The sequence below is a fragment of the Aliidongia dinghuensis genome (assembly GCF_014643535.1).
Taxonomy (GTDB): domain Bacteria; phylum Pseudomonadota; class Alphaproteobacteria; order ATCC43930; family CGMCC-115725; genus Aliidongia; species Aliidongia dinghuensis.
In genome coordinates this window covers 1-17,384 of the sequence record NZ_BMJQ01000004.1, presented here as the reverse complement: position 1 = coordinate 17,384, position 17,384 = coordinate 1, and the positions used below count along the sequence as shown (strand labels likewise).

The following is a 17,384-nucleotide window of genomic DNA, read 5'->3' as shown; positions in this document are numbered from 1 at the left end:
ACCGCCCATAGGTCGAGTGGCCTACGGGTATTATAATGCACGTTGCAGTCGACGACCTGTCCGGATGCAGTGACATGCTCAGCATGCTCTCCGAACGGCCAGCACCAACGGCCACAGCTCGGGGACGCGATATGGCATTGGTTCCGGAAGCGCAGACGCTTGTTTCCTCGGCCTGGCTCGAAAGCCTGGCCGCTCTACTGACCAGGCAGGTCGAGGATTCCGAGTACGAGAGGATCACGATCGACACCAAACGCTTGGGCGAGCTTTGGTCCGTCGCAACGCAGGAAGCGGAACGGCTCATCTGTGAGGCGGCCCGCATAGGCGGCCTGGCCGTAGGCATCGTGGATTCGACGTGCCTCGACGTCATGAGCGTAGAGGTTGCTTTGACGATCCTCGAGGAATGATTTCGTCGTTAAGCGATATTCAAGACTGATGTCTGAGGACCGTTTCGACAGCCCTATCCTATTTTTATCCGTCCTCAGCCGATACTACGATGGCTACTTTCAGGGCCTTGCGGCAGAGCCGCGACAAGACCCTGATCTTTCGTCGCCATGAATGCGACCAAGATCCTCTGGGGCCAGATCCTCGCTGTCAGCGTCGTCACGCTCGCGTTTGTATGGGGCGCGACGCAGTGGGTGGCGTGGCGTCTGGCCTATCAGCCCGAACTAGGACATCCGTGGTTCACCGTCCTGAGCTGGCCGGTCTATCAGCCGCCGGCCTTTTTCTGGTGGTGGTTTGCCTACGACGCCTACGCCCGCGATATCTTCATCGAAGGCGCCTATATCGCGGCCTCGGGCGGGATCGCCGCTGTCGTCGTCGCGATCGCGCTGTCGGTCTGGCGCGCCCGCGAGGCCAAGCGTGTCACCACATACGGCTCCGCCCAATGGGCCGATGCCAAGGACATCCGTGCCGCCGGTCTGGTCCATCGAGATGGGGTGATGCTCGGCCGTTGGCAGGGCGACTATCTCCGGCACGATGGACCCGAGCACGTCCTCTGCTTCGCGCCCACACGATCCGGCAAGGGTGTCGGCCTTGTCGTCCCCACGTTGTTGACCTGGCCGGGGAGCGCGATCGTCCATGACATCAAGGGGGAGAACTGGACGCTGACCGCCGGCTGGCGGGCACGGTTCGGTCGCGTCCTCCTGTTCGACCCGACCAACGCGGCCAGCGCGGCTTACAATCCGCTGCTCGAAGTGCGGCGCGGCGAATGGGAAGTCCGTGACGTCCAGAATATCGCCGACGTGCTGGTCGACCCGGAGGGCGCGCTCGAACGCCGGAACCATTGGGAGAAGACGAGCCATTCGCTTCTCGTCGGCGCGATCCTCCATGTCCTCTACGCTGAGCCGGACAAGACCCTGGCCGGCGTCGCCAACTTCCTGTCCGACCCGCGGCGTCCGATCGAAACCACGCTCCGCGCCATGATGACCAAGCCGCATCTCGGCAAGGCCGGCGTGCATCCTGTTGTCGCGAGCTCGGCGCGCGAGCTGCTCAACAAGAGCGACAACGAGCGGTCGGGCGTCCTCTCGACCGCGATGTCGTTCCTCGGCCTCTATCGCGATCCCGTCGTCGCGACCGTCACGCGCCGCTGCGACTGGCGCATCCGCGATCTTGTCGGCGGGAAGGCGCCCGCGACCCTCTACCTCGTCGTGCCGCCGTCCGACATCAGCCGAACCAAGCCCCTGGTCCGCCTCATCCTGAATCAGATCGGCCGTCGCCTCACCGAAGACCTGCAGGCCAAGGGACGCCGCCAGCGCCTGTTGCTCATGCTCGACGAATTTCCGGCGCTCGGGCGCCTCGACTTCTTCGAAAGCGCGCTCGCGTTCATGGCCGGCTATGGGCTGAAAAGCGTCCTGATCGCGCAGTCCCTGAATCAGATCGAGAAGGCTTACGGCCAGAACAATTCCATCCTCGACAACTGCCATGTCCGCGTCTCGTTCGCGAGCAACGACGAGCGCACCGCCAAACGCGTCTCAGATGCCCTTGGCACTGCGACCGAGATGCGCGCGATGAAAAATTACGCCGGTCACCGGCTCTCGCCGTGGCTCGGCCACCTGATGGTCTCTCGTCAGGAAACCGCACGGCCGCTGCTGACCCCGGGCGAGGTAATGCAGCTTCCGCACGACGACGAGCTGGTGCTGGTCTCGGGCTGCAACCCGATCCGGGCCAAGAAGATCCGATACTTCGAGGACGCCCAGTTGACGACGCGCATCCTGCCGCCGCCGCGTCTTGCTCCGCCCGGCCAATCCGCCGCGCCCGAGATCTCAGTGGCGACCTCCGGCGAGTGGGAGGGGGCAGTCATCGGCGCGCCATCCGTCTCTTCGACTGACGATCCAGCCAATTCGGGCATCCGCCGCGAACCGGAACTGCCCGAGCACGAAGAAATCGTTCCCGAGCCTCGTAAGGTCATCAACGAGTTCGAGCCGGAGGAGGATACCGACGACGAAGTCCAGCGTCAGCGCATCATGGAGCGCAATTTCGGGACCGTACGGCAGCAGACGGCCATCGATCCGGCCGATGATCTCGGGATGTAGCGGCGTTGCGGACCAAGCACACATTCCGTCTTCCGCCAGATCTCGCCGGCAAGCTCGCGGACTACGCTGCGCGAAAGCGTGTCCCCCAAGCCCTGGTCGTGGAAGCGGCCCTCGCGTCGCATCTCTCACCCGACGGTGCCGATCGGCTCGAAGCGGCATTGGCGCGGCGGCTCGACCGTATGAGCCGCCATCTTGAGCGGATCGAGCGACACGTCGATATCTCGAACGAGGCGTTGGCCGTGTTCGTTCGCTTCTGGTTGACCAGCACGCCCGCCTTGCCTGAGGCGGCTCTTGCTGTTGCCCAAACCAAGGGCCGTGAACGGTACGAAGGCTTCATCGAAGCACTTGGGCGTCGATTGGCTCGCGGGCGGAAACTTTCGGACGAAGTGATCCGTGATGTTTCGGAGGCTTCGCATCCGTCTCACGACGACCAAAGCTCGTGAGGCCGATCACTCGGGGCTCGGCAACGCCTTGAGGTGGAAGGCTCTGACGGAAGGCAAGGATCCGCAGCGGCGGAGGCGTGTACTGCCTGCCCCGAGCACCTCGCTGACTCGGACAGGTACGACGACTAGTTCATCGGTTAGGCACCCGTAGCTCCGTTAATTAGAGGGCAACCCTCCAAAGGTGAAGGCCAGACGTTCGAATCGTGTCGGGCGCGCCATCACGTCAACCGCCGTAGCGCCCCCTTGGATAGCCGGCAACGCGTTCAGTATTGCGGCGCTAGGCTCCTCGCGAAGCCAGCTTGATCAGATCAGCGACCTTGTCTGCCTGCGAGATGAGCGAGAGATGGCTCGCGCCCAGCGAAATGGTATACGCGCCCATGCGCTTGGCCATGAAGCGCTGAAGATCGGGATTGATCGTGCGATCCGCGTCGGAGACGGCGTAATAGGTCGGCTTCTCCCGCCAGGCGGCGTTCGTCGTCTTCGCCTGCGTCAGCACCTTGCGAAAGGGTTGCTGCGTGGCATAGAGGATACGGGCCCGCGCACGGGGGATGTCGCCGGCAAAATCGTTCAGGAAGGCGTCTTCACTCAGCCGACCTTCGTCGCCATCGAAGATGATCCCGGCGGTTGCCGGCGCGGAGGCGAATCTCTTGCCCAACTCGGCATAGTCCTCGCCGGCGTCGGGCGCCCGCGCGGCGATATAGACGAGTGCGGAAACATTGGCGGCGGCGCCGACCTCGGAAATGATGGTCCCGGCAAAGGAATGCGCCGCCAGGACGGTCGGCTCGTCGGTTCGCGCGAGCACGCGGCGAACCGCGTCTGCGGCGGCGTCGAGCGTGGTCAACGGGTTCTGGACCGCGGTGACATCGAGCCCCGACGCTTGGAGCCGGGCGATCACGTCGGACCAGCAGGAGCCGTCCGCGAAGAGGCCGTGCACGAGCACGACATTGTGGGCCGGTACTTTCGCCGTTTGCTTCGTCTGGGCCGCGGCCGGTAAAGCCAAGGCTGCCGCGGCCGCTATCGAACCGGCCATCATCTGTCTGCGATCCATCTCCGCTCCTTTCGGGACGGGCGCCATCACGCCCGCTCTGCTTGGCTGGTTCTTCGGTGGGCGGGCACGACGCCCGCCCACCGTCTGTGCCCTGTCTCCTCTCAACCTGGATGCGCAACCGCCCAGCGGGCGTTCTGCGTGCGTCCGCCATAACCGTAGGCGTCGCCGTCGGCCGCATGGACCAGCACGTAGCTCTCCTCATGGGTGGGGCCGAGCAGCGCGCTCATGCCGTCGAACACGGCCTTCACGAAAGCGGCGGTTTCCGCCTTCGTGTTGGTGCCGGCGGTGATCTTGATGTCGAGCCAGAACGCGGCCAATCCGGCATCGGTCGGTCGCTTTCCCGCGATGAACCAGCCTTGCGGATCGGCAGCCTCGACCAAGACGGCGGTCACGCCGGGATCCTTGCCGAGCTTCTCATGCCCCAGCCGGACAGCGAGTTCGGCGATACGGGGACGGAGGTCTTCTCCCTCCTTGGGGGTTACGTAGCGAACGGTGATCATGGGCATCGGTCATCTCCTTTCGACCGATACATGCGCCCGGCCCAATGATATATGAATACGATGATTGCCTATAGCTAACATCGTGGATTCATATGATGCTCGATCTGGAATCGGTTCGGCTGTTCGTGCTCGCGGTGGAATACGGCAACCTCACTCGTGCGGCGGAAGCGGCCGGCACCGTTCAGCCGGTTGTCAGCCAGCGCATCAAGGCGCTCGAGGCCCGTCTGGGCCGAAAACTGCTGGACCGCAGCCCGCGTTTCGTCAGGTTGACCGACGCTGGCGGCTTGTTCCTGAACCACGCGCGGACGCTGCTGGCGGCCCATGATGCAGCCCTGATGGATGAGGGCGTGGAGATCCCGTCCGTCACCCTCGGGATCAGCGACCATGTGCTCGGCACCTCGCTGCATGAGGTGCTGAGGTCGCTCCGGTTTGGGTTGCCGGCCCGCACCCGACTCACCGTCCGGCTCGGGCTGTCGCACGAGATGCGTGAGCTTTTCGATCGGCGGGAGGTCGATCTCGCCATCATTCGGCGCGACGGCGGCGGCGGCGATGGTGAGGTGCTCGGCGAGGACGGTTTGGACTGGTATGGCGACGCGTCGGAACCGTCGCGCGGCGACGCCTTGCCGCTCGTGCTTCTGCCGTCGCCGTGCGGCGTTCGTGCGACCGCCATTTCGGCGGTCGAGAAATCCGGCCTGCACTGGCGGGAAGCCTTTACCGGCGGCAGCTGCCTGGCGCTGGCGGCCGCCGTCGATGCCGGTGCTGGTGTCGCACCCTTGGGACGCCTGACGGCCATGGGACTGACGCCGTTTCGTAAACGAGATGCGCTGCCAGAGCTTCCAAAGTCTCGTATTGTGATGCTTGCCCGCACTCCGGAAGCCCATCATTCAAGGGCTGCCAACGCGCTCGCGGCAGGCGTTCGAAAACTTCTGCGGGCTTAGGGGGCAGGCGCGCTTGATCACCTGGGGTCAGGAGTATTTTCTCTTCCCGGACGCTGAATCAGCCGTATCAAGCCGAGCACGGACGTGGCGACGGTGGTGAAAAGAGCGCAACTGATCGCCGATTCAAGAACGTCTGAAACTAGAAAGCGGCGCCCGTCCACCGCGACCGTCGCGGTCCCAGCCCTGAGAAACTCGGCGACGTAGGTGAGAGGCATCACCAACCAGACAAGCACGGGGACCAGCCAGTAGCTTCTCCGTTCAACGACGGGGCGCACGGTCAGATGTGGCTCCACGAGCGCGAAGAGTTGCATCGCCAGCCAGCCGGTCAGCAACCAACCGAGAAAATTGACCAGCGGCACTCCGAATAGCCCGCTCGGGACGCGGTAGCTGTAAAGAGCATGCACCGTTGCGGCGACCGGATCAGCCGCCAGATCGTAGCCGCCGAGCAGAAAGGTGCCGATCAGCGGTGTCAGGAAGCGATCCCAGGGAGTCGGCGCGGCCGGGTCGCGGCGCGCAATCAGCCGGGCGAGCGTCCAGCCGAACCAGCCCAACACGATCCAGCCGACGACGATGCCCAGCGGTACGTCCAAGATCCTCGGTCCCGCCAAGTGATGGACGTAGTAGCCGAAGGGGAAGCCGGTCGTGATGCTTGACGCCTCCATCGCAAAAGAAACCAGACCGACAAGCAAAGCAAAGAGCCCGAGCCCGCGAACTCCGTAGGTTACGCCGGCGTGGAGCAGCACGAACAGTAGCAGCAATGCCTGCATAACCCGCGCTGCGCTGGAAGGCGGCGGGGCCGCCGCGCCGACGATCAGCGCGACCAGCCAGGCAGCGGCACATAACCAGGCGAGAGAAAGCGCCAGCGGCGGCCGATACGGCATCACTGGCTGGCTGCTCAAGTCGTATCCCCGCGATCCTGGAAGGAGTGCTGCATCTGCGCCATTGCCACGCCTCGGCTCCGATTGTCGCACGCATCCTACACGCTTGACATCCATCCGACTAGTAGGTAGACATATGGCATGAGTAACCTGTCATCCACCTCCGACGCCATCCTGGCCTGTGCGCGCTCGCTGATCGTCGCTGGCGGTTATAATGGCTTCAGCTATGCCGACATCGCCGACGTGGTCGGGATTCGCAAGGCGAGCATCCATCACCATTTCCCGAACAAGGTCGATCTGGTCCGAACACTCGTGGCGCAGTATCGGGAAGAGGCCAGGACGGGGTTGGCGAACCTGGAACTACGGGTATCCGATCCGGTCGGGCAGCTCCGGCTCTATGTCGGATATTGGGAAGCGTGCATTGCCGATGCCAGCGCTCCCTTCTGTATTGGCGCATTGTTAGCGAGCCAGCTCCCGGTTCTGCCGGAGGAAGTCGGCATTGAGGTGCGGGCACATTTCCGGTCCCTGTCGGAATGGCTGGCCGTTGTGCTGGAGCGCGGTGCGTTGAATGGCCAATTCCACCTGACGAGTACTCCGCGCGTCGAGGCTGAAGCCTTCATGGCGACGGTTCACGGCGCAATGCTGTCCGCACGGGCCTATGGCGATCCTAAGGTTTTCAGTGTCGTGACGGCCTCGCTTCTGGAGAGGCTCGCCCCCCGACATTGATCAGCCGCAAGACCCGCTTTGGCGGGGCGATAAGACTACCAACTAGTAGAAAGGTGTCAGCCGACGTCGAATTGGCGCGATCGTTTCCCTAGGCAGCCGGCTTTTCGAGCGATCACGTGGCGCATCGCATCGATATAAACCCGAAACTCGCGCCCCAAAGCTACCGACTAGTAGGTAAAGGAAAATTCTCATGCTTCGCAAGTTGCTCCCGGCGCTCCTCGTCGCCACCACAGTTCTCCCTGCGGCTGCCGTGCTTACGGCGCCGGCGCCGGCGATGGCCCAAAGCCAGCCGGCGGATCAGGTCCGCGTGCGAGGCAGCGTTATCAGCCTCGGCGACAAGGCGCTCAAAGTGAAGACCCGCGAAGGCAGCACAGTCGATGTGACGCTGGCCAATGGATGGAAGGTCTCGGGCGTGGCGAAAGCCGCGATCACGGACATCAAGCCTGGCGACTATGTCGGCATCGCGTCGCTGCGCAAGGCGGATGGTGGCGACGGCGCGCTCGAGGTTCTGATATTCCCGCCGGCGCTCAAGGGCGCTGGAGAGGGTAGCCACGGCTGGGATCTGAAGCCCAATAGCAGCATGACCAACGCGACGGTCGCCGATGCGGTCAAGGGGGTCGACGGGCAGACCGTCACCGTGTCCTACCAGGGCAAGGAAAAGAAGATCTCCATTCCCGACGGCACGCCGGTCGTCACTTTGGCGCCCGCGACCAAGGACGATCTGATCCCGGGCGCAATCGTCTTCATCACGGCGGTGAAGGACCCGTCGGGCACCCTTGCGACGCGCCAGATCGTCGTCGGCACCCACGGCGTCGTCCCGCCGATGTGAGCCGCGCTGCCGCCGGTCGGAATCGAGCGGCCCTCGCCGGGCCGCTTACCGGCTCCGACCGGCGGCAACGATCGAAGCGATGCGCTCGCCCTTCGAGGCGAATGCCGCGCCAGATCTCGGAGTCTTCCATGAGCGACGAAACGATCCGACACACGGGTGACCGGCCGGCGGGGACGATCCTGATCCGCCGCCATTCCGTCGTCACCCGCGTGACGCACTGGCTGAACGTGCTTTGCCTCGCCATCCTGCTGCTCAGCGGGCTGCAGATCTTTAACGCGCACCCTGAACTTTACTGGGGGCAATATGGCGCGGATGGCGATCCGGCTGTCCTGACGATCGGATCGGCCGACGGCAAGGACGGGCCGCGCGGCTTCGTCCGGGCGGCCGGCATCGAGATCCCGACGACGGGTTTCCTCGGCGTTTCGACTTTCGAGGGCGAGCCGACGGCACGGGCCTTTCCGGCCTGGTTGACCATCCCGTCCTATCAGGACCTCGCCACCGGCCGCCGCTGGCATTTCTTCTTCGCGTGGTTCTTCGTCATCAACGGCGCCGTCTATCTGGGATTCGGCATTCTGAGTGGCCATTTCCGTCGGGATCTCGCCCCAGGACGCGGGCAGCTATCGGCATCCTGCCTCTGGCACGAGATCGTGACGCATGCGCGCCTGCGGTTTCCCCATGGCGAGGAGGCTCGTCATTACAACGTACTGCAGAAGCTGACCTATCTGGTCGTCATCGCCGGCCTGCTGCCGATGATGGTGCTGACCGGATTGACCATGTCGCCGGGCATCGATGCGGCCGTTCCGGCGCTCGTCGATCTCTTCGGCGGGCGCCAGTCCGCCCGCACCGTCCATTTCATCACCGCCTCGCTGCTCGTGACGTTCGTGCTGGTTCACGTCGCGATGGTCGTCCTGTCGGGCGCGGCAAACAACATGCGCTCCATGATCACCGGGCGCTACGCCATTCGTGAGAGCGGACCGAAAGCATGACGAAGATCTCGCTGTCACGCCGCCGTTTCATGATCGGCGGCACGCTCGGCGCCGCCGCGGCAGCGCTCGCCGGCTATGAGGCGCTGAAACAGGACGACGGGACAACTGTCTTGCGCTCGGCCGAGCAACTGACGATGCGGACCCAGCGGCTCCTGCAGGGGCGCGGCGCGCTCGCACGGGAGTTCTCAGAATCCGACATTTCGCCCTCGTTCAGGGTGAACGGCAGCACCATGCCGGAGAGCGACGAGTACGCAGCACTCCTCGACGGCAAGTTCGCCGACTGGCGCCTAAAGATCGACGGGCTCGTGTCGCAGCCTCGCGAGTTCTCGCTCGCGGATCTGAAGGCGTTGCCGGCGCGGACGCAGATCACTCGTCACGACTGCGTCGAGGGCTGGAGCGCCATCGGCAGATGGACGGGCGTTCCTCTCGGTTCCCTGCTTCGCTCGGTCGGGCTGAAGCCCGCCGCGCGCTTCGCGGTGTTCCACTGTGCCGACGAGCTCGAAAAGACGCTGGACGGCAGCGGCCGCTATTACGAGAGCATCGACCTGATCGACGCTTTCCACCCGCAGACGATCCTCGCCTACGCGATGAACGGCAAGGACCTTGCCGTCGGCCACGGTGCGCCGTTGCGACTGAGGGTCGAGAGGCAACTCGGCTACAAGCAGGCCAAGTACCTCATGCGCATCGAGATCATCGACAGCTTCAGCGGCCTGTGGGGCGGCAACGGCGGATATTGGGAAGACCGAGGGTACGAGTGGTACGCCGGCATTTGAATGGCGAATTCGGGCGTGCGTTGAGCTCGCCAAGACAACTCTCACACATGATGAAAAGGATCTCTACATGTTCGGAATTTCACCGCTGGGTTGGGTGCATACACTCGGCAGTCTACCCGCCATTCCTGTGGCCGTGTACATGTTCGCGCGTCACGGTCGGATCGTGCCGCGATCGACGCCAGGGACGGTCTATTTCGCGGCAATGCTCATAGGAGCTGTGACGGTCTTTCTCGTTGCGCATCAACCAATCAGCTACGGCATTGGCGCTGCTACGATGCTGTTCCTGCTAGCAGGTTATGGCGTCAAACGGATCTCAGGCCTCGGACGCGCGGCCGACTACATAGAAACGATCTTCCTGAGCGTGACCGCATTCTTGCTGACGGTCCCAACCGTTTCTGAAACCCTGCGCCGTGTTCCGGACGGCCATCCTTTCGTCACCGACCCGCACTCGCCAATCCTGACCGGCGTTATGGCCAGCCTTCTGGTCATTCTTGTCGTCGGCTTAACCGCCCAAATCATCCATTTACGCAAGCAAGCTACGGTTCTTGCGCGTTAAATAACGCGTCAACCGGTCAAGCGAGACAAGCTTTTTAGCGGGTCGCTTGCGGTCGCCATCTACCACACGTCTAAGGCGTTTCCTGCAAGCTCGAACGCGACGGTCACGCGACAGCGCTGACAAGGAGCCACACATCGATGAAACCTCGAGTGCTGCTATATATCGTTTTGGCGTTGCCATTAACGGTTCTGGGACAGCCTCTGCACGCGGCTGAGATCCTTTGGCTTGGAACCTGGAAACTGGACCGGGCTCACAGCCAACTGATAGGCGCGACGATCCAAATCGCCCGTATTCCCACTGGCTATCATTTCGATTTCGGCGCGGCGGCCTTCGATATCGGAGATGATGGACGATTTTATCCCACGGTCTCCGGTCGGACAACGAGCCTCAAGGCAATCAGCGACAATAAATGGAAGCGGATTCATCGCAATAACGGCCGAGAAGTCGATCGCAGCCTGATCATCGTTTCGCCCGATCAGCAGACGCTGACCATCGACACAAAAGCGATCCTGCCTGATGGCGGGGAGGAGCGGTCGCAGGATATCCTGCAGCGCGTCGGCGATGGCCGCGGATTGGCTGGAACCTGGCGGAGCACCAAACCGGGGCTCGACGTTGCCGAGACAATGACGCTGACAGCTCTCTCCGACGGCCGCATTCGTTGGGCAAGACTCGAAGACGGTAATTTCTTCGACGTGGCGCCGAATGGGCCGCCAGCGATCAACCAAGGTCCCCGAGCCGTTTCGACAGTGAAACTTGCGGTACAGACGGTCTCTCCGACTGAAATGCGATGGACCGAAACGGTCGACGACAAGCCATTTATGTATGGCATCGACAACTTGGCGACTGATGGAAGTCTGATCGAGACAAGCTGGACCGCACAGCTTCCGGCTGAGCGGCAAAAGGCGGTCTATCGACCTCAATGAATGGTGGCGCGCGAATGCTTCGCCGATATCTGGCGTGCAGGCCCCTTGGCGGGGTGTGCGCCAAAATTGGGGTCGGGGTTCGAGTCCCGACCGTTAGCAGTCATTCTCGCGGCCGTTGGCCCAGGACACGACTATACCGGCGGCATGTTTTTCCATCCGCGAGCCTTCCGCACTCATCGCCATTGTTGCAAAGGCATATTTCCGGCTCTTTCTAATCAACCCCGCTGACACATCCGCCTCCGACTTGAGGCGAACTTGCGGGGTTCGACGTGACGACGATCTCCCTTCGCTCTGAAGCTTTCGCCCGCGGTGCGCGCATGCTGCGCACCGCGCTCGGCGAAGCGATCGGCGGCTTCCTCGAAGACCCGGCGGTCGTCGAGGTCATGCTCAATCCGGACGGCAAGCTCTGGATCGACCGCCTGTCCGGTGGCCTCGCCGATACCGGCTACAGCATCCTCCCCGCGGATGCGGAGCGGATTGTCCGCCTGGTCGCCCACCACGTCGGCGTCGAGGTCCACGCCGGCAGCCCGCGCGTCTCGGCCGAGTTGCCGGAAACGGGGGAGCGGTTCGAGGGGCTGGTGCCCCCGGTCGTGGCGGCGCCGTGCTTCGCCATCCGGCGGCCTGCGGTCGCGGTATTCACCCTGGGCGATTACGTCGTCGGCGGCATCATGTCGGCGGACCAGGCCGAGCGGCTGCGCGTCGGCGTGCATGAGCGGCGCAATATCCTGGTGGCCGGCGGCACCTCGACTGGCAAGACCACGCTGGTCAATGCGCTCCTCGCCGAAGTCGCAAAGACCAACGACCGCGTCGTGCTGATCGAGGATACGCGCGAGCTGCAATGCGCCGCGCCCAACCTCGTGGCCCTTCGGACCAAGGACGGGGCCGCCTCGCTTTCCGACCTCGTCCGGTCCTCGCTGCGCCTGCGCCCTGATCGGATCCCGATCGGCGAGGTCCGGGGGGCGGAGGCGCTCGATCTCCTGAAGGCCTGGGGCACTGGCCATCCGGGCGGCGTCGGCACGCTCCACGCCGGCTCGGCGATCGGCGCGCTCCGCCGGCTCGAACAGCTCATCCAGGAAGCCGTCGTGACCGTCCCGCGCGCGCTCATCGCCGAGACGATCGATCTCATCGCCGTGCTCGCGGGGCGCGGCTCCTCCCGCCGCCTCGCAGAGCTGGCTGCCGTGAAGGGCCTCGGCGCGGACGGCGACTACGTCCTCACCCCCGCCGGAGAACCGTGATGCTCAACCGTGCCCGCCGCGCGCTCGCCGTGGCGTCAACCGCTGCCGTCGTCACCCTCATGACCGCCCCGGCCTACGCCGCCGGCTCCAACATGCCCTGGGAGCAGCCGCTCAATCAGATCCTCGAGTCCGTGCAGGGTCCGGTCGCCAAGGTGGTGTCGGTCATCATCATCGTGGTGACCGGCCTCACGCTGGCCTTCGGCGAGACCTCCGGCGGCTTCCGCCGGCTGATCCAGATCGTGTTCGGGCTGTCGATCGCCTTCGCCGCGTCGAGCTTCTTCCTCAGCTTCTTCCAGTTCGGCGGCGGAGTCCTGGTGCAGTGATGGAGCAGGACGTACCCATCGCCGGCTTCTACGCCCCCGTCCATCGCGCCCTGACCGAGCCGATTCTGCTGGGTGGCGCCCCACGCGCCGTCGCCATTGTCAACGGCACGCTCGCGGCAGCCGTTGGGCTCGGCCTGCGGCTCTGGATCGTCGGCGGCATGATCTGGCTGATCGGCCATCTCGCGGCTGTCTGGGCCGCCAAGCGCGACGCCGCCTTCGTCGATGTCGTTCGCCGCCACCTGCGCTATCCGCAGCACCTGGTCGCGTGAGGTTGCCATGCTGAACCTCGCCGAATATCGCGGCAGCGCCCAGAGCCTCGCCGATTTCCTGCCCTGGGCGGCGCTTGTCGCCGAGGGCGTCGTCCTCAACAAGGACGGCTCGTTCCAGCGGACGGCGCGATTCCGTGGGCCCGATCTCGATTCCTCGACGCCGGCGGAGTTGGTCGCGATCACCTCGCGGCTCAACAACGCCCTGCGCCGCCTCGGATCGGCATGGGCCATCTTCATCGAGGCGCAGCGCGCACCCGCGCACAGCTATCCCGTCAGCGACTTCCCCGAACCGACCTCGGGGCTCGTAGACGCCGAGCGGCGGGCTCAGTTCGAGGAAGAGGGCGCTCACTTCGAGAGCGCCTACTTCCTGACGCTCCTGTGGTTGCCGCCGGCCGACGACGCGGCGCGGGCCGAGGCCTGGCTCTACGAGAATCGCGCCAGCGGCTCGACCGATTGGCGCGCGGCGCTCGATGGCTTCGCCGACCGTACCGATCGTGTCCTCGCCCTGGTCGAAGGCTTCATGCCCGAGGCCGCCTGGCTCGATGATGGCGAGACGCTGACCTATCTCCACTCCTGCATCTCGACCCGGCGCCAGCGCGTCCGCGTGCCCGAGACGCCGATGTACCTCGACGCCATCCTGGTCGACGAGGACGTGACCGGCGGCCTCGAGCCGCGTCTCGGCCGCGCGCATCTCCGCACCCTCACCATCATGGGTTTCCCGTCGCAGACCTGGCCCGGCCTGCTCGACGACCTCAACCGCCTGGCCTTTCCGTACCGATGGGCCACGCGCGCCATCTGCCTCGACAAGACGGATGCCACCAGGCTGCTCGGCAAGATCCGGCGGCAGTGGTTCGCCAAGCGCAAGTCGATCATGGCGATCCTCAAGGAGGTCATGACTAACGAGGCGTCGGTCCTGATGGACTCCGACGCCGCCAACAAGGCGCTCGATGCCGATGCCGCCTTGCAGGAGCTCGGCTCGGATCTGATCGGCGAAGCATATGTCACCGCGACGATCACGGTCTGGGACGAGGACGCGCATACTGCCGACGACCGGCTGCGCCTGGTCGAGAAAGCGATCCAGGGCCGCGACTTCACCTGCATGCGCGAGACGGTCAACGCGGTCGAAGCCTGGCTCGGCTCGCTGCCCGGCCACGTCTACGCCAATGTCCGCCAGCCGCCGATCTCGACGCTCAACCTCGCGCATATGATGCCGTTCTCGGCGGTGTGGGCGGGGGAGGAACGGGACGAGCATTTCCAGGCGCCGCCGCTGTTCTTCGCCCGGACCGAGGGCTCGACGCCGTTTCGCTTCTCGCTCCATGTCGGCGATGTCGGGCACACGCTCATCGTCGGCCCCACCGGCGCCGGCAAGAGCGTGCTGCTGGCGCTGATGGCGCTGCAGTTCCGTCGCTACCCCGGTGCCCAGGTCTTCGCCTTCGACTTCGGCGGCTCGATCCGCGCGGCGGCACTCGCCATGGGCGGCGATTGGCATGATCTCGGCGGCGCCCTCGCAGGCGAGGCTGCCGAGCCCGTGGCGCTGCAGCCGCTGGCGCGCGTGGATGATCCCGGCGAACGCGCCTGGGCGGCCGAATGGGTGGCGGCGCTGCTCGGCCGCGAATCTCTGACGATCACGCCGGAGCTGAAGGGGCATCTCTGGTCGGCGCTGACCTCGCTCGCCTCTGCACCGGTCGAGGAGCGCACGATCACCGGCCTATCTGTGCTGCTGCAGTCGGGTGCGCTGAAGCAGGCCATCCAGCCCTACACGGTCGCAGGGCCTTGGGGTCGCCTGCTCGACGCAGAAGCCGAGCGGCTTGGCGAAGCCGATATCCAGGCTTTCGAGACCGAGGGCCTGATCGGCAGCGGATCCGCCGCGGCCGTGCTCGCCTATCTCTTCCACCGCATCGGGGATCGGCTCGACGGCCGGCCGACGCTTCTCATCATCGACGAGGGCTGGCTCGCCCTGGACGATCCCGCTTTCGCCGGCCAGCTCAGGGAGTGGCTGAAGACGCTGCGCAAAAAGAACGCCAGCGTCATCTTCGCCACGCAGTCGCTCGCGGACATCGACGGCTCCGCCATTGCGCCGGCCATCATCGAGAGCTGCCCCACGCGGTTGTTCCTGCCGAACGAGCGCGCGCTCGAACCGCAGATCGCCGTGGTCTATCGCCGGTTCGGCCTGAACGATCGGCAGATCGAGATCCTCAGCCGCGCGACACCGAAGCGCGACTACTACTGCCAGTCGCGCCGCGGGAACCGCCTGTTCGAGCTCGGCCTCTCGGAGGTCGCGCTCGCCTTCACCGCCGCATCGTCGAAGACCGACCAAGCCGCCATCGCCGATCTCCTCGCCCAGCACGGCAAGGCGGGCTTCGCCGCCGCCTGGCTGCGCAGCAAGGGGCTCGACTGGGCCGCCGGCATGCTCTCGCCCGCGAAGGAGACCACATCATGATCCAAGGCCATGTTCGCGCCGCGCTCGGCGCCGGCATCGTCGCCCTGACATTCGTCACGGCCACCGCGCCCGCCCGTGCGCAATGGATCGTCTACGACCCGACGAACTTCTCGCAGAACGTGCTCACCGCCGCGCGCGAGCTGCAACAGGTGAACAATCAGATCCAGGGCCTGGAGAACCAGGCCACGATGCTGATCAACCAGGCGAAGAACCTCGCCAGCCTGCCCTATTCGTCGGTCGCGCAGCTCGAAGCGTCGATCCAGCGGACGGAGCAGCTCCTGACCCAGGCGCAGCGCATCGCCTATAGCGTCGGCACGATCGACCAGGCCTTCACCCAGGTCTACCCGCAGAGCTACTCGGGCTCGACGCCGAACGCCCAGCTCCTGGCCGACGCCCAGACGCGCTGGCAGAACGCGCGCGCCGCCTATCAGGACTCGATGCATGTCCAGGTCGGCGTGGTCCAGAACCTCGACAATGCCCGCACCCAGATCAACGCCCTGATCTCGTCGAGCCAGTCGGCCAGCGGCGCCCTGCAGGCGGCGCAGTCCGGCAATCAGCTCATGGGCCTCGCCGCCCAGCAGCTCGCGGACGTGACGTCGGTCATCGCCGCGATGGCGCGCGCGCAGAGCATCGACGGCGCCGGCAGGCTCGAAAGCCAGGCGCAGTCCCAGCAGCAGATGCAGAACTTCCTCAACTACGGCGCTGGCTACCAGCCCGGCTCCGCGCAGATGTTCCACTGATGCGCGTCCGGCCCCCCAGCCTCAAGGTGATCGGGCGCGTTGCGGCTTTCGCTTTCGTGACGGCTGCGATCGTCCTAGCCGCGATCCAGGCCCGCAGTGGTCCGGCCCGCCACGACACCGCGCCGCCGCTGACCTCCGGCCGTGATCCGCTCGCGCTGGCGCTCGCTCGCTGCCAGGCGCTTGGGCCGGCCGCCGAGCAGGACGCGGACTGCCAGGCGACTTGGGCTGAGAACCGGCGGCGCTTCTTCAATGACCAGCCTGCGGCGGAGGGGCGGTAAGCGCGATGGGTGGCACCGGCGTCATCGACAATTTCCTGGGCACGTTCACCCAATACATCGACTCAGGCTTCGGCCTCGTCCAAGGCGATGTGCGCTGGCTCGCCGGCGTCCTGATCGGCATCGACATCACGCTTGCCGGTCTATTCTGGGCGCTGGCGCCCGATGAGGACGTGCTCGCCCGGCTGATCCGCAAGACGCTCTATATCGGCGTCTTCGCCTTCATCATCGGCAACTTCAACAATCTCGCCCAGACCATCTACAACTCCTTCGCCGGCCTCGGCATCGAGGCGGGCGGCGGCACGATCTCGACCGCGCAGCTCCTGCAGCCGGGCAAGCTCGCCCAGGTTGGCATTGATGCCGGCAAGCCCATCCTGACCTCGATCTCGGGGATGTTGGGATTCACCAGCGTCTTCGAGAACCTGGTCCAGATCATCATCCTGCTGGTCGCCTGGATGATCGTGATCCTCAGCTTCTTCATCATGGCGATCCAGCTCTTCGTGAGCCTGATCGAGTTCAAGCTGACCACGCTCGCGGGATTCGTCCTCGTCCCCTTCGGCCTGTTCGGTCGCACCGCCTTCCTCGCCGAGAAAGTGCTCGGCAACGTCGTCTCCTCCGGCGTGAAGATTCTGGTGCTCGCCGTCATCGTCGGCATCGGCCAGCAGATCTTCGGGCAGTTCACCAATGGCTTCAACAATCCGCCGACGATCTCCGATGCCCTGACCCTGATCCTGGCCTCGCTCGCCTTGCTCGCGCTCACGATCTTCGGCCCGGGGATCGCCAACGGGCTGATCTCGGGCGGGCCGCAGCTCGGCGCCGGTGCGGCCATTGGTACTGGCCTCGCCGTCGCCGGTGTGGGCGCGGCGGGGGTCGGACTGGCGGCTGCCGGTGTTGGCGCTGTCGGCGCTGCTGCCGGCGTGGCGGCTGGCGCCGCACGCGGCGGCGCGACCCTGGCGGGTGCCGCCACCACC

The 17,384-nt window shown here is 65.1% G+C and carries 20 protein-coding genes; 17 read left to right on the top strand and 3 right to left on the bottom strand.

Annotated features, from left to right (window positions below; all coding sequences use genetic code 11):
* The first annotated feature begins 74 nt into the window (after positions 1-74).
* The 3 genes from IEY58_RS08310 to IEY58_RS08300 all read left to right on the top strand — a co-directional run bounded on the left by IEY58_RS08310 (position 75) and on the right by IEY58_RS08300 (position 2,974).
* A complete protein-coding gene (locus IEY58_RS08310) occupies positions 75-404 on the top strand; it encodes a hypothetical protein (RefSeq protein ID WP_189044587.1) in 330 nt (109 codons plus the stop codon).
* Positions 405-551: 147 nt separating this feature from the next.
* A complete protein-coding gene (locus IEY58_RS08305; protein ID WP_189044585.1) occupies positions 552-2,531 on the top strand; it encodes a conjugal transfer protein TraG in 1,980 nt (659 codons plus the stop codon).
* Between the two features lie 5 nt (positions 2,532-2,536).
* Positions 2,537-2,974 carry a CopG family transcriptional regulator gene (locus IEY58_RS08300; RefSeq protein ID WP_189044583.1) on the top strand — a complete coding sequence of 146 codons (438 nt, stop codon included), beginning with the start codon at positions 2,537-2,539 and terminating at the stop codon, positions 2,972-2,974.
* A gap of 277 nt (positions 2,975-3,251) precedes the next feature.
* Here IEY58_RS08300 and IEY58_RS08295 read toward each other — a convergent pair whose 3' ends face one another.
* The gene (locus IEY58_RS08295; protein ID WP_229743575.1) at positions 3,252-4,007 is read right to left on the bottom strand and encodes an alpha/beta fold hydrolase; all 756 of its coding nucleotides are present in this window, start codon (positions 4,005-4,007) and stop codon (positions 3,252-3,254) included.
* 116 nt (positions 4,008-4,123) lie between these two features.
* Positions 4,124-4,528 carry a tautomerase family protein gene (locus tag IEY58_RS08290; protein ID WP_189044581.1) on the bottom strand — a complete coding sequence of 135 codons (405 nt, stop codon included), beginning with the start codon at positions 4,526-4,528 and terminating at the stop codon, positions 4,124-4,126.
* Between the two features lie 86 nt (positions 4,529-4,614).
* On the opposite strand from IEY58_RS08290, the gene IEY58_RS08285 reads away from it, so the two are divergent.
* Entirely contained in the window at positions 4,615-5,460 is an 846-nt protein-coding gene (locus IEY58_RS08285; RefSeq protein WP_229743574.1) for a LysR family transcriptional regulator, read from the top strand.
* A 17-nt stretch (positions 5,461-5,477) separates the two neighbouring features.
* On the opposite strand, the gene IEY58_RS08280 is transcribed toward IEY58_RS08285, so the two are convergent.
* Positions 5,478-6,359, bottom strand: coding sequence for a carotenoid biosynthesis protein (locus IEY58_RS08280; RefSeq protein WP_189044579.1), 882 nt, complete (start codon positions 6,357-6,359; stop codon positions 5,478-5,480).
* Between the two features lie 120 nt (positions 6,360-6,479).
* Between IEY58_RS08280 and IEY58_RS08275 the strand changes: the two genes are divergently transcribed.
* The 13 genes from IEY58_RS08275 to trbL all read left to right on the top strand — a co-directional run.
* Positions 6,480-7,064: a TetR/AcrR family transcriptional regulator gene (locus IEY58_RS08275; protein ID WP_189044577.1), complete on the top strand. Its 585-nt coding sequence runs from the start codon at positions 6,480-6,482 to the stop codon at positions 7,062-7,064.
* Positions 7,065-7,254: 190 nt separating this feature from the next.
* A complete protein-coding gene (locus tag IEY58_RS08270; RefSeq protein ID WP_189044575.1) occupies positions 7,255-7,893 on the top strand; it encodes a hypothetical protein in 639 nt (212 codons plus the stop codon).
* 128 nt (positions 7,894-8,021) lie between these two features.
* On the top strand, positions 8,022-8,879 hold the full coding sequence (locus IEY58_RS08265; RefSeq protein WP_189044573.1) for a cytochrome b/b6 domain-containing protein: 858 nt from the start codon (positions 8,022-8,024) through the stop codon (positions 8,877-8,879).
* Positions 8,876-9,652, top strand: coding sequence for a molybdopterin-binding protein (locus tag IEY58_RS08260; protein ID WP_189044571.1), 777 nt, complete (start codon positions 8,876-8,878; stop codon positions 9,650-9,652). Before IEY58_RS08265 ends, IEY58_RS08260 begins: the two co-directional genes overlap by 4 nt.
* 67 nt (positions 9,653-9,719) lie before the next feature.
* Positions 9,720-10,208, top strand: a complete 489-nt coding sequence (locus IEY58_RS08255) for a hypothetical protein (RefSeq protein ID WP_189044569.1) — start codon at positions 9,720-9,722, stop codon at positions 10,206-10,208.
* 137 nt (positions 10,209-10,345) lie between these two features.
* Complete coding sequence (locus tag IEY58_RS08250; RefSeq protein WP_189044568.1) at positions 10,346-11,131, top strand: hypothetical protein; 786 nt, start codon at positions 10,346-10,348, stop codon at positions 11,129-11,131.
* A gap of 317 nt (positions 11,132-11,448) precedes the next feature.
* Positions 11,449-12,366, top strand: a complete 918-nt coding sequence (gene trbB / locus IEY58_RS08245; protein WP_189045302.1) for a P-type conjugative transfer ATPase TrbB — start codon at positions 11,449-11,451, stop codon at positions 12,364-12,366.
* Positions 12,366-12,689 carry a TrbC/VirB2 family protein gene (locus tag IEY58_RS08240; protein ID WP_189044566.1) on the top strand — a complete coding sequence of 108 codons (324 nt, stop codon included), beginning with the start codon at positions 12,366-12,368 and terminating at the stop codon, positions 12,687-12,689. The genes trbB and IEY58_RS08240 overlap by 1 nt, the downstream gene beginning before the upstream one ends.
* Positions 12,689-12,958 carry a VirB3 family type IV secretion system protein gene (locus IEY58_RS08235; protein WP_189044564.1) on the top strand — a complete coding sequence of 90 codons (270 nt, stop codon included), beginning with the start codon at positions 12,689-12,691 and terminating at the stop codon, positions 12,956-12,958. The genes IEY58_RS08240 and IEY58_RS08235 overlap by 1 nt, the downstream gene beginning before the upstream one ends.
* 7 nt (positions 12,959-12,965) lie before the next feature.
* On the top strand, positions 12,966-15,398 hold the full coding sequence (gene trbE, locus IEY58_RS08230) for a conjugal transfer protein TrbE (protein WP_189044563.1): 2,433 nt from the start codon (positions 12,966-12,968) through the stop codon (positions 15,396-15,398).
* Positions 15,395-16,138 carry a P-type conjugative transfer protein TrbJ gene (trbJ, locus tag IEY58_RS08225; protein WP_189044561.1) on the top strand — a complete coding sequence of 248 codons (744 nt, stop codon included), beginning with the start codon at positions 15,395-15,397 and terminating at the stop codon, positions 16,136-16,138. The genes trbE and trbJ overlap by 4 nt, the downstream gene beginning before the upstream one ends.
* On the top strand, positions 16,138-16,416 hold the full coding sequence (trbK-alt, locus tag IEY58_RS08220) for a putative entry exclusion protein TrbK-alt (RefSeq protein ID WP_189044559.1): 279 nt from the start codon (positions 16,138-16,140) through the stop codon (positions 16,414-16,416). The genes trbJ and trbK-alt overlap by 1 nt, the downstream gene beginning before the upstream one ends.
* A 5-nt stretch (positions 16,417-16,421) precedes the next feature.
* A partial coding sequence (gene trbL, locus IEY58_RS08215) for a P-type conjugative transfer protein TrbL (RefSeq protein WP_189044557.1) occupies positions 16,422-17,384 on the top strand: 963 nt, incomplete at its 3' end.

What these genes read in the sequence shown, in the direction of transcription:
- trbJ (WP_189044561.1), top strand. Translation starts at nt 15,395, where the DNA reads ATGATCCAAGGCCATGTTCGCGCCGCGCTCGGCGCCGGCATCGTCGCC.
- IEY58_RS08235 (WP_189044564.1), top strand. Translation starts at nt 12,689, where the DNA reads ATGGAGCAGGACGTACCCATCGCCGGCTTCTACGCCCCCGTCCATCGC.
- IEY58_RS08260 (WP_189044571.1), top strand. Translation starts at nt 8,876, where the DNA reads ATGACGAAGATCTCGCTGTCACGCCGCCGTTTCATGATCGGCGGCACG.
- trbK-alt (WP_189044559.1), top strand. Translation starts at nt 16,138, where the DNA reads ATGCGCGTCCGGCCCCCCAGCCTCAAGGTGATCGGGCGCGTTGCGGCT.
- IEY58_RS08275 (WP_189044577.1), top strand. Translation starts at nt 6,480, where the DNA reads ATGAGTAACCTGTCATCCACCTCCGACGCCATCCTGGCCTGTGCGCGC.
- trbE (WP_189044563.1), top strand. Translation starts at nt 12,966, where the DNA reads ATGCTGAACCTCGCCGAATATCGCGGCAGCGCCCAGAGCCTCGCCGAT.
- trbB (WP_189045302.1), top strand. Translation starts at nt 11,449, where the DNA reads ATGCTGCGCACCGCGCTCGGCGAAGCGATCGGCGGCTTCCTCGAAGAC.
- IEY58_RS08295 (WP_229743575.1), bottom strand. Translation starts at nt 4,007, where the DNA reads ATGATGGCCGGTTCGATAGCGGCCGCGGCAGCCTTGGCTTTACCGGCC.
- IEY58_RS08310 (WP_189044587.1), top strand. Translation starts at nt 75, where the DNA reads ATGCTCAGCATGCTCTCCGAACGGCCAGCACCAACGGCCACAGCTCGG.
- IEY58_RS08265 (WP_189044573.1), top strand. Translation starts at nt 8,022, where the DNA reads ATGAGCGACGAAACGATCCGACACACGGGTGACCGGCCGGCGGGGACG.
- IEY58_RS08240 (WP_189044566.1), top strand. Translation starts at nt 12,366, where the DNA reads ATGCTCAACCGTGCCCGCCGCGCGCTCGCCGTGGCGTCAACCGCTGCC.
- IEY58_RS08285 (WP_229743574.1), top strand. Translation starts at nt 4,615, where the DNA reads ATGATGCTCGATCTGGAATCGGTTCGGCTGTTCGTGCTCGCGGTGGAA.
- IEY58_RS08305 (WP_189044585.1), top strand. Translation starts at nt 552, where the DNA reads ATGAATGCGACCAAGATCCTCTGGGGCCAGATCCTCGCTGTCAGCGTC.
- IEY58_RS08250 (WP_189044568.1), top strand. Translation starts at nt 10,346, where the DNA reads ATGAAACCTCGAGTGCTGCTATATATCGTTTTGGCGTTGCCATTAACG.
- IEY58_RS08290 (WP_189044581.1), bottom strand. Translation starts at nt 4,528, where the DNA reads ATGCCCATGATCACCGTTCGCTACGTAACCCCCAAGGAGGGAGAAGAC.
- IEY58_RS08255 (WP_189044569.1), top strand. Translation starts at nt 9,720, where the DNA reads ATGTTCGGAATTTCACCGCTGGGTTGGGTGCATACACTCGGCAGTCTA.
- IEY58_RS08270 (WP_189044575.1), top strand. Translation starts at nt 7,255, where the DNA reads ATGCTTCGCAAGTTGCTCCCGGCGCTCCTCGTCGCCACCACAGTTCTC.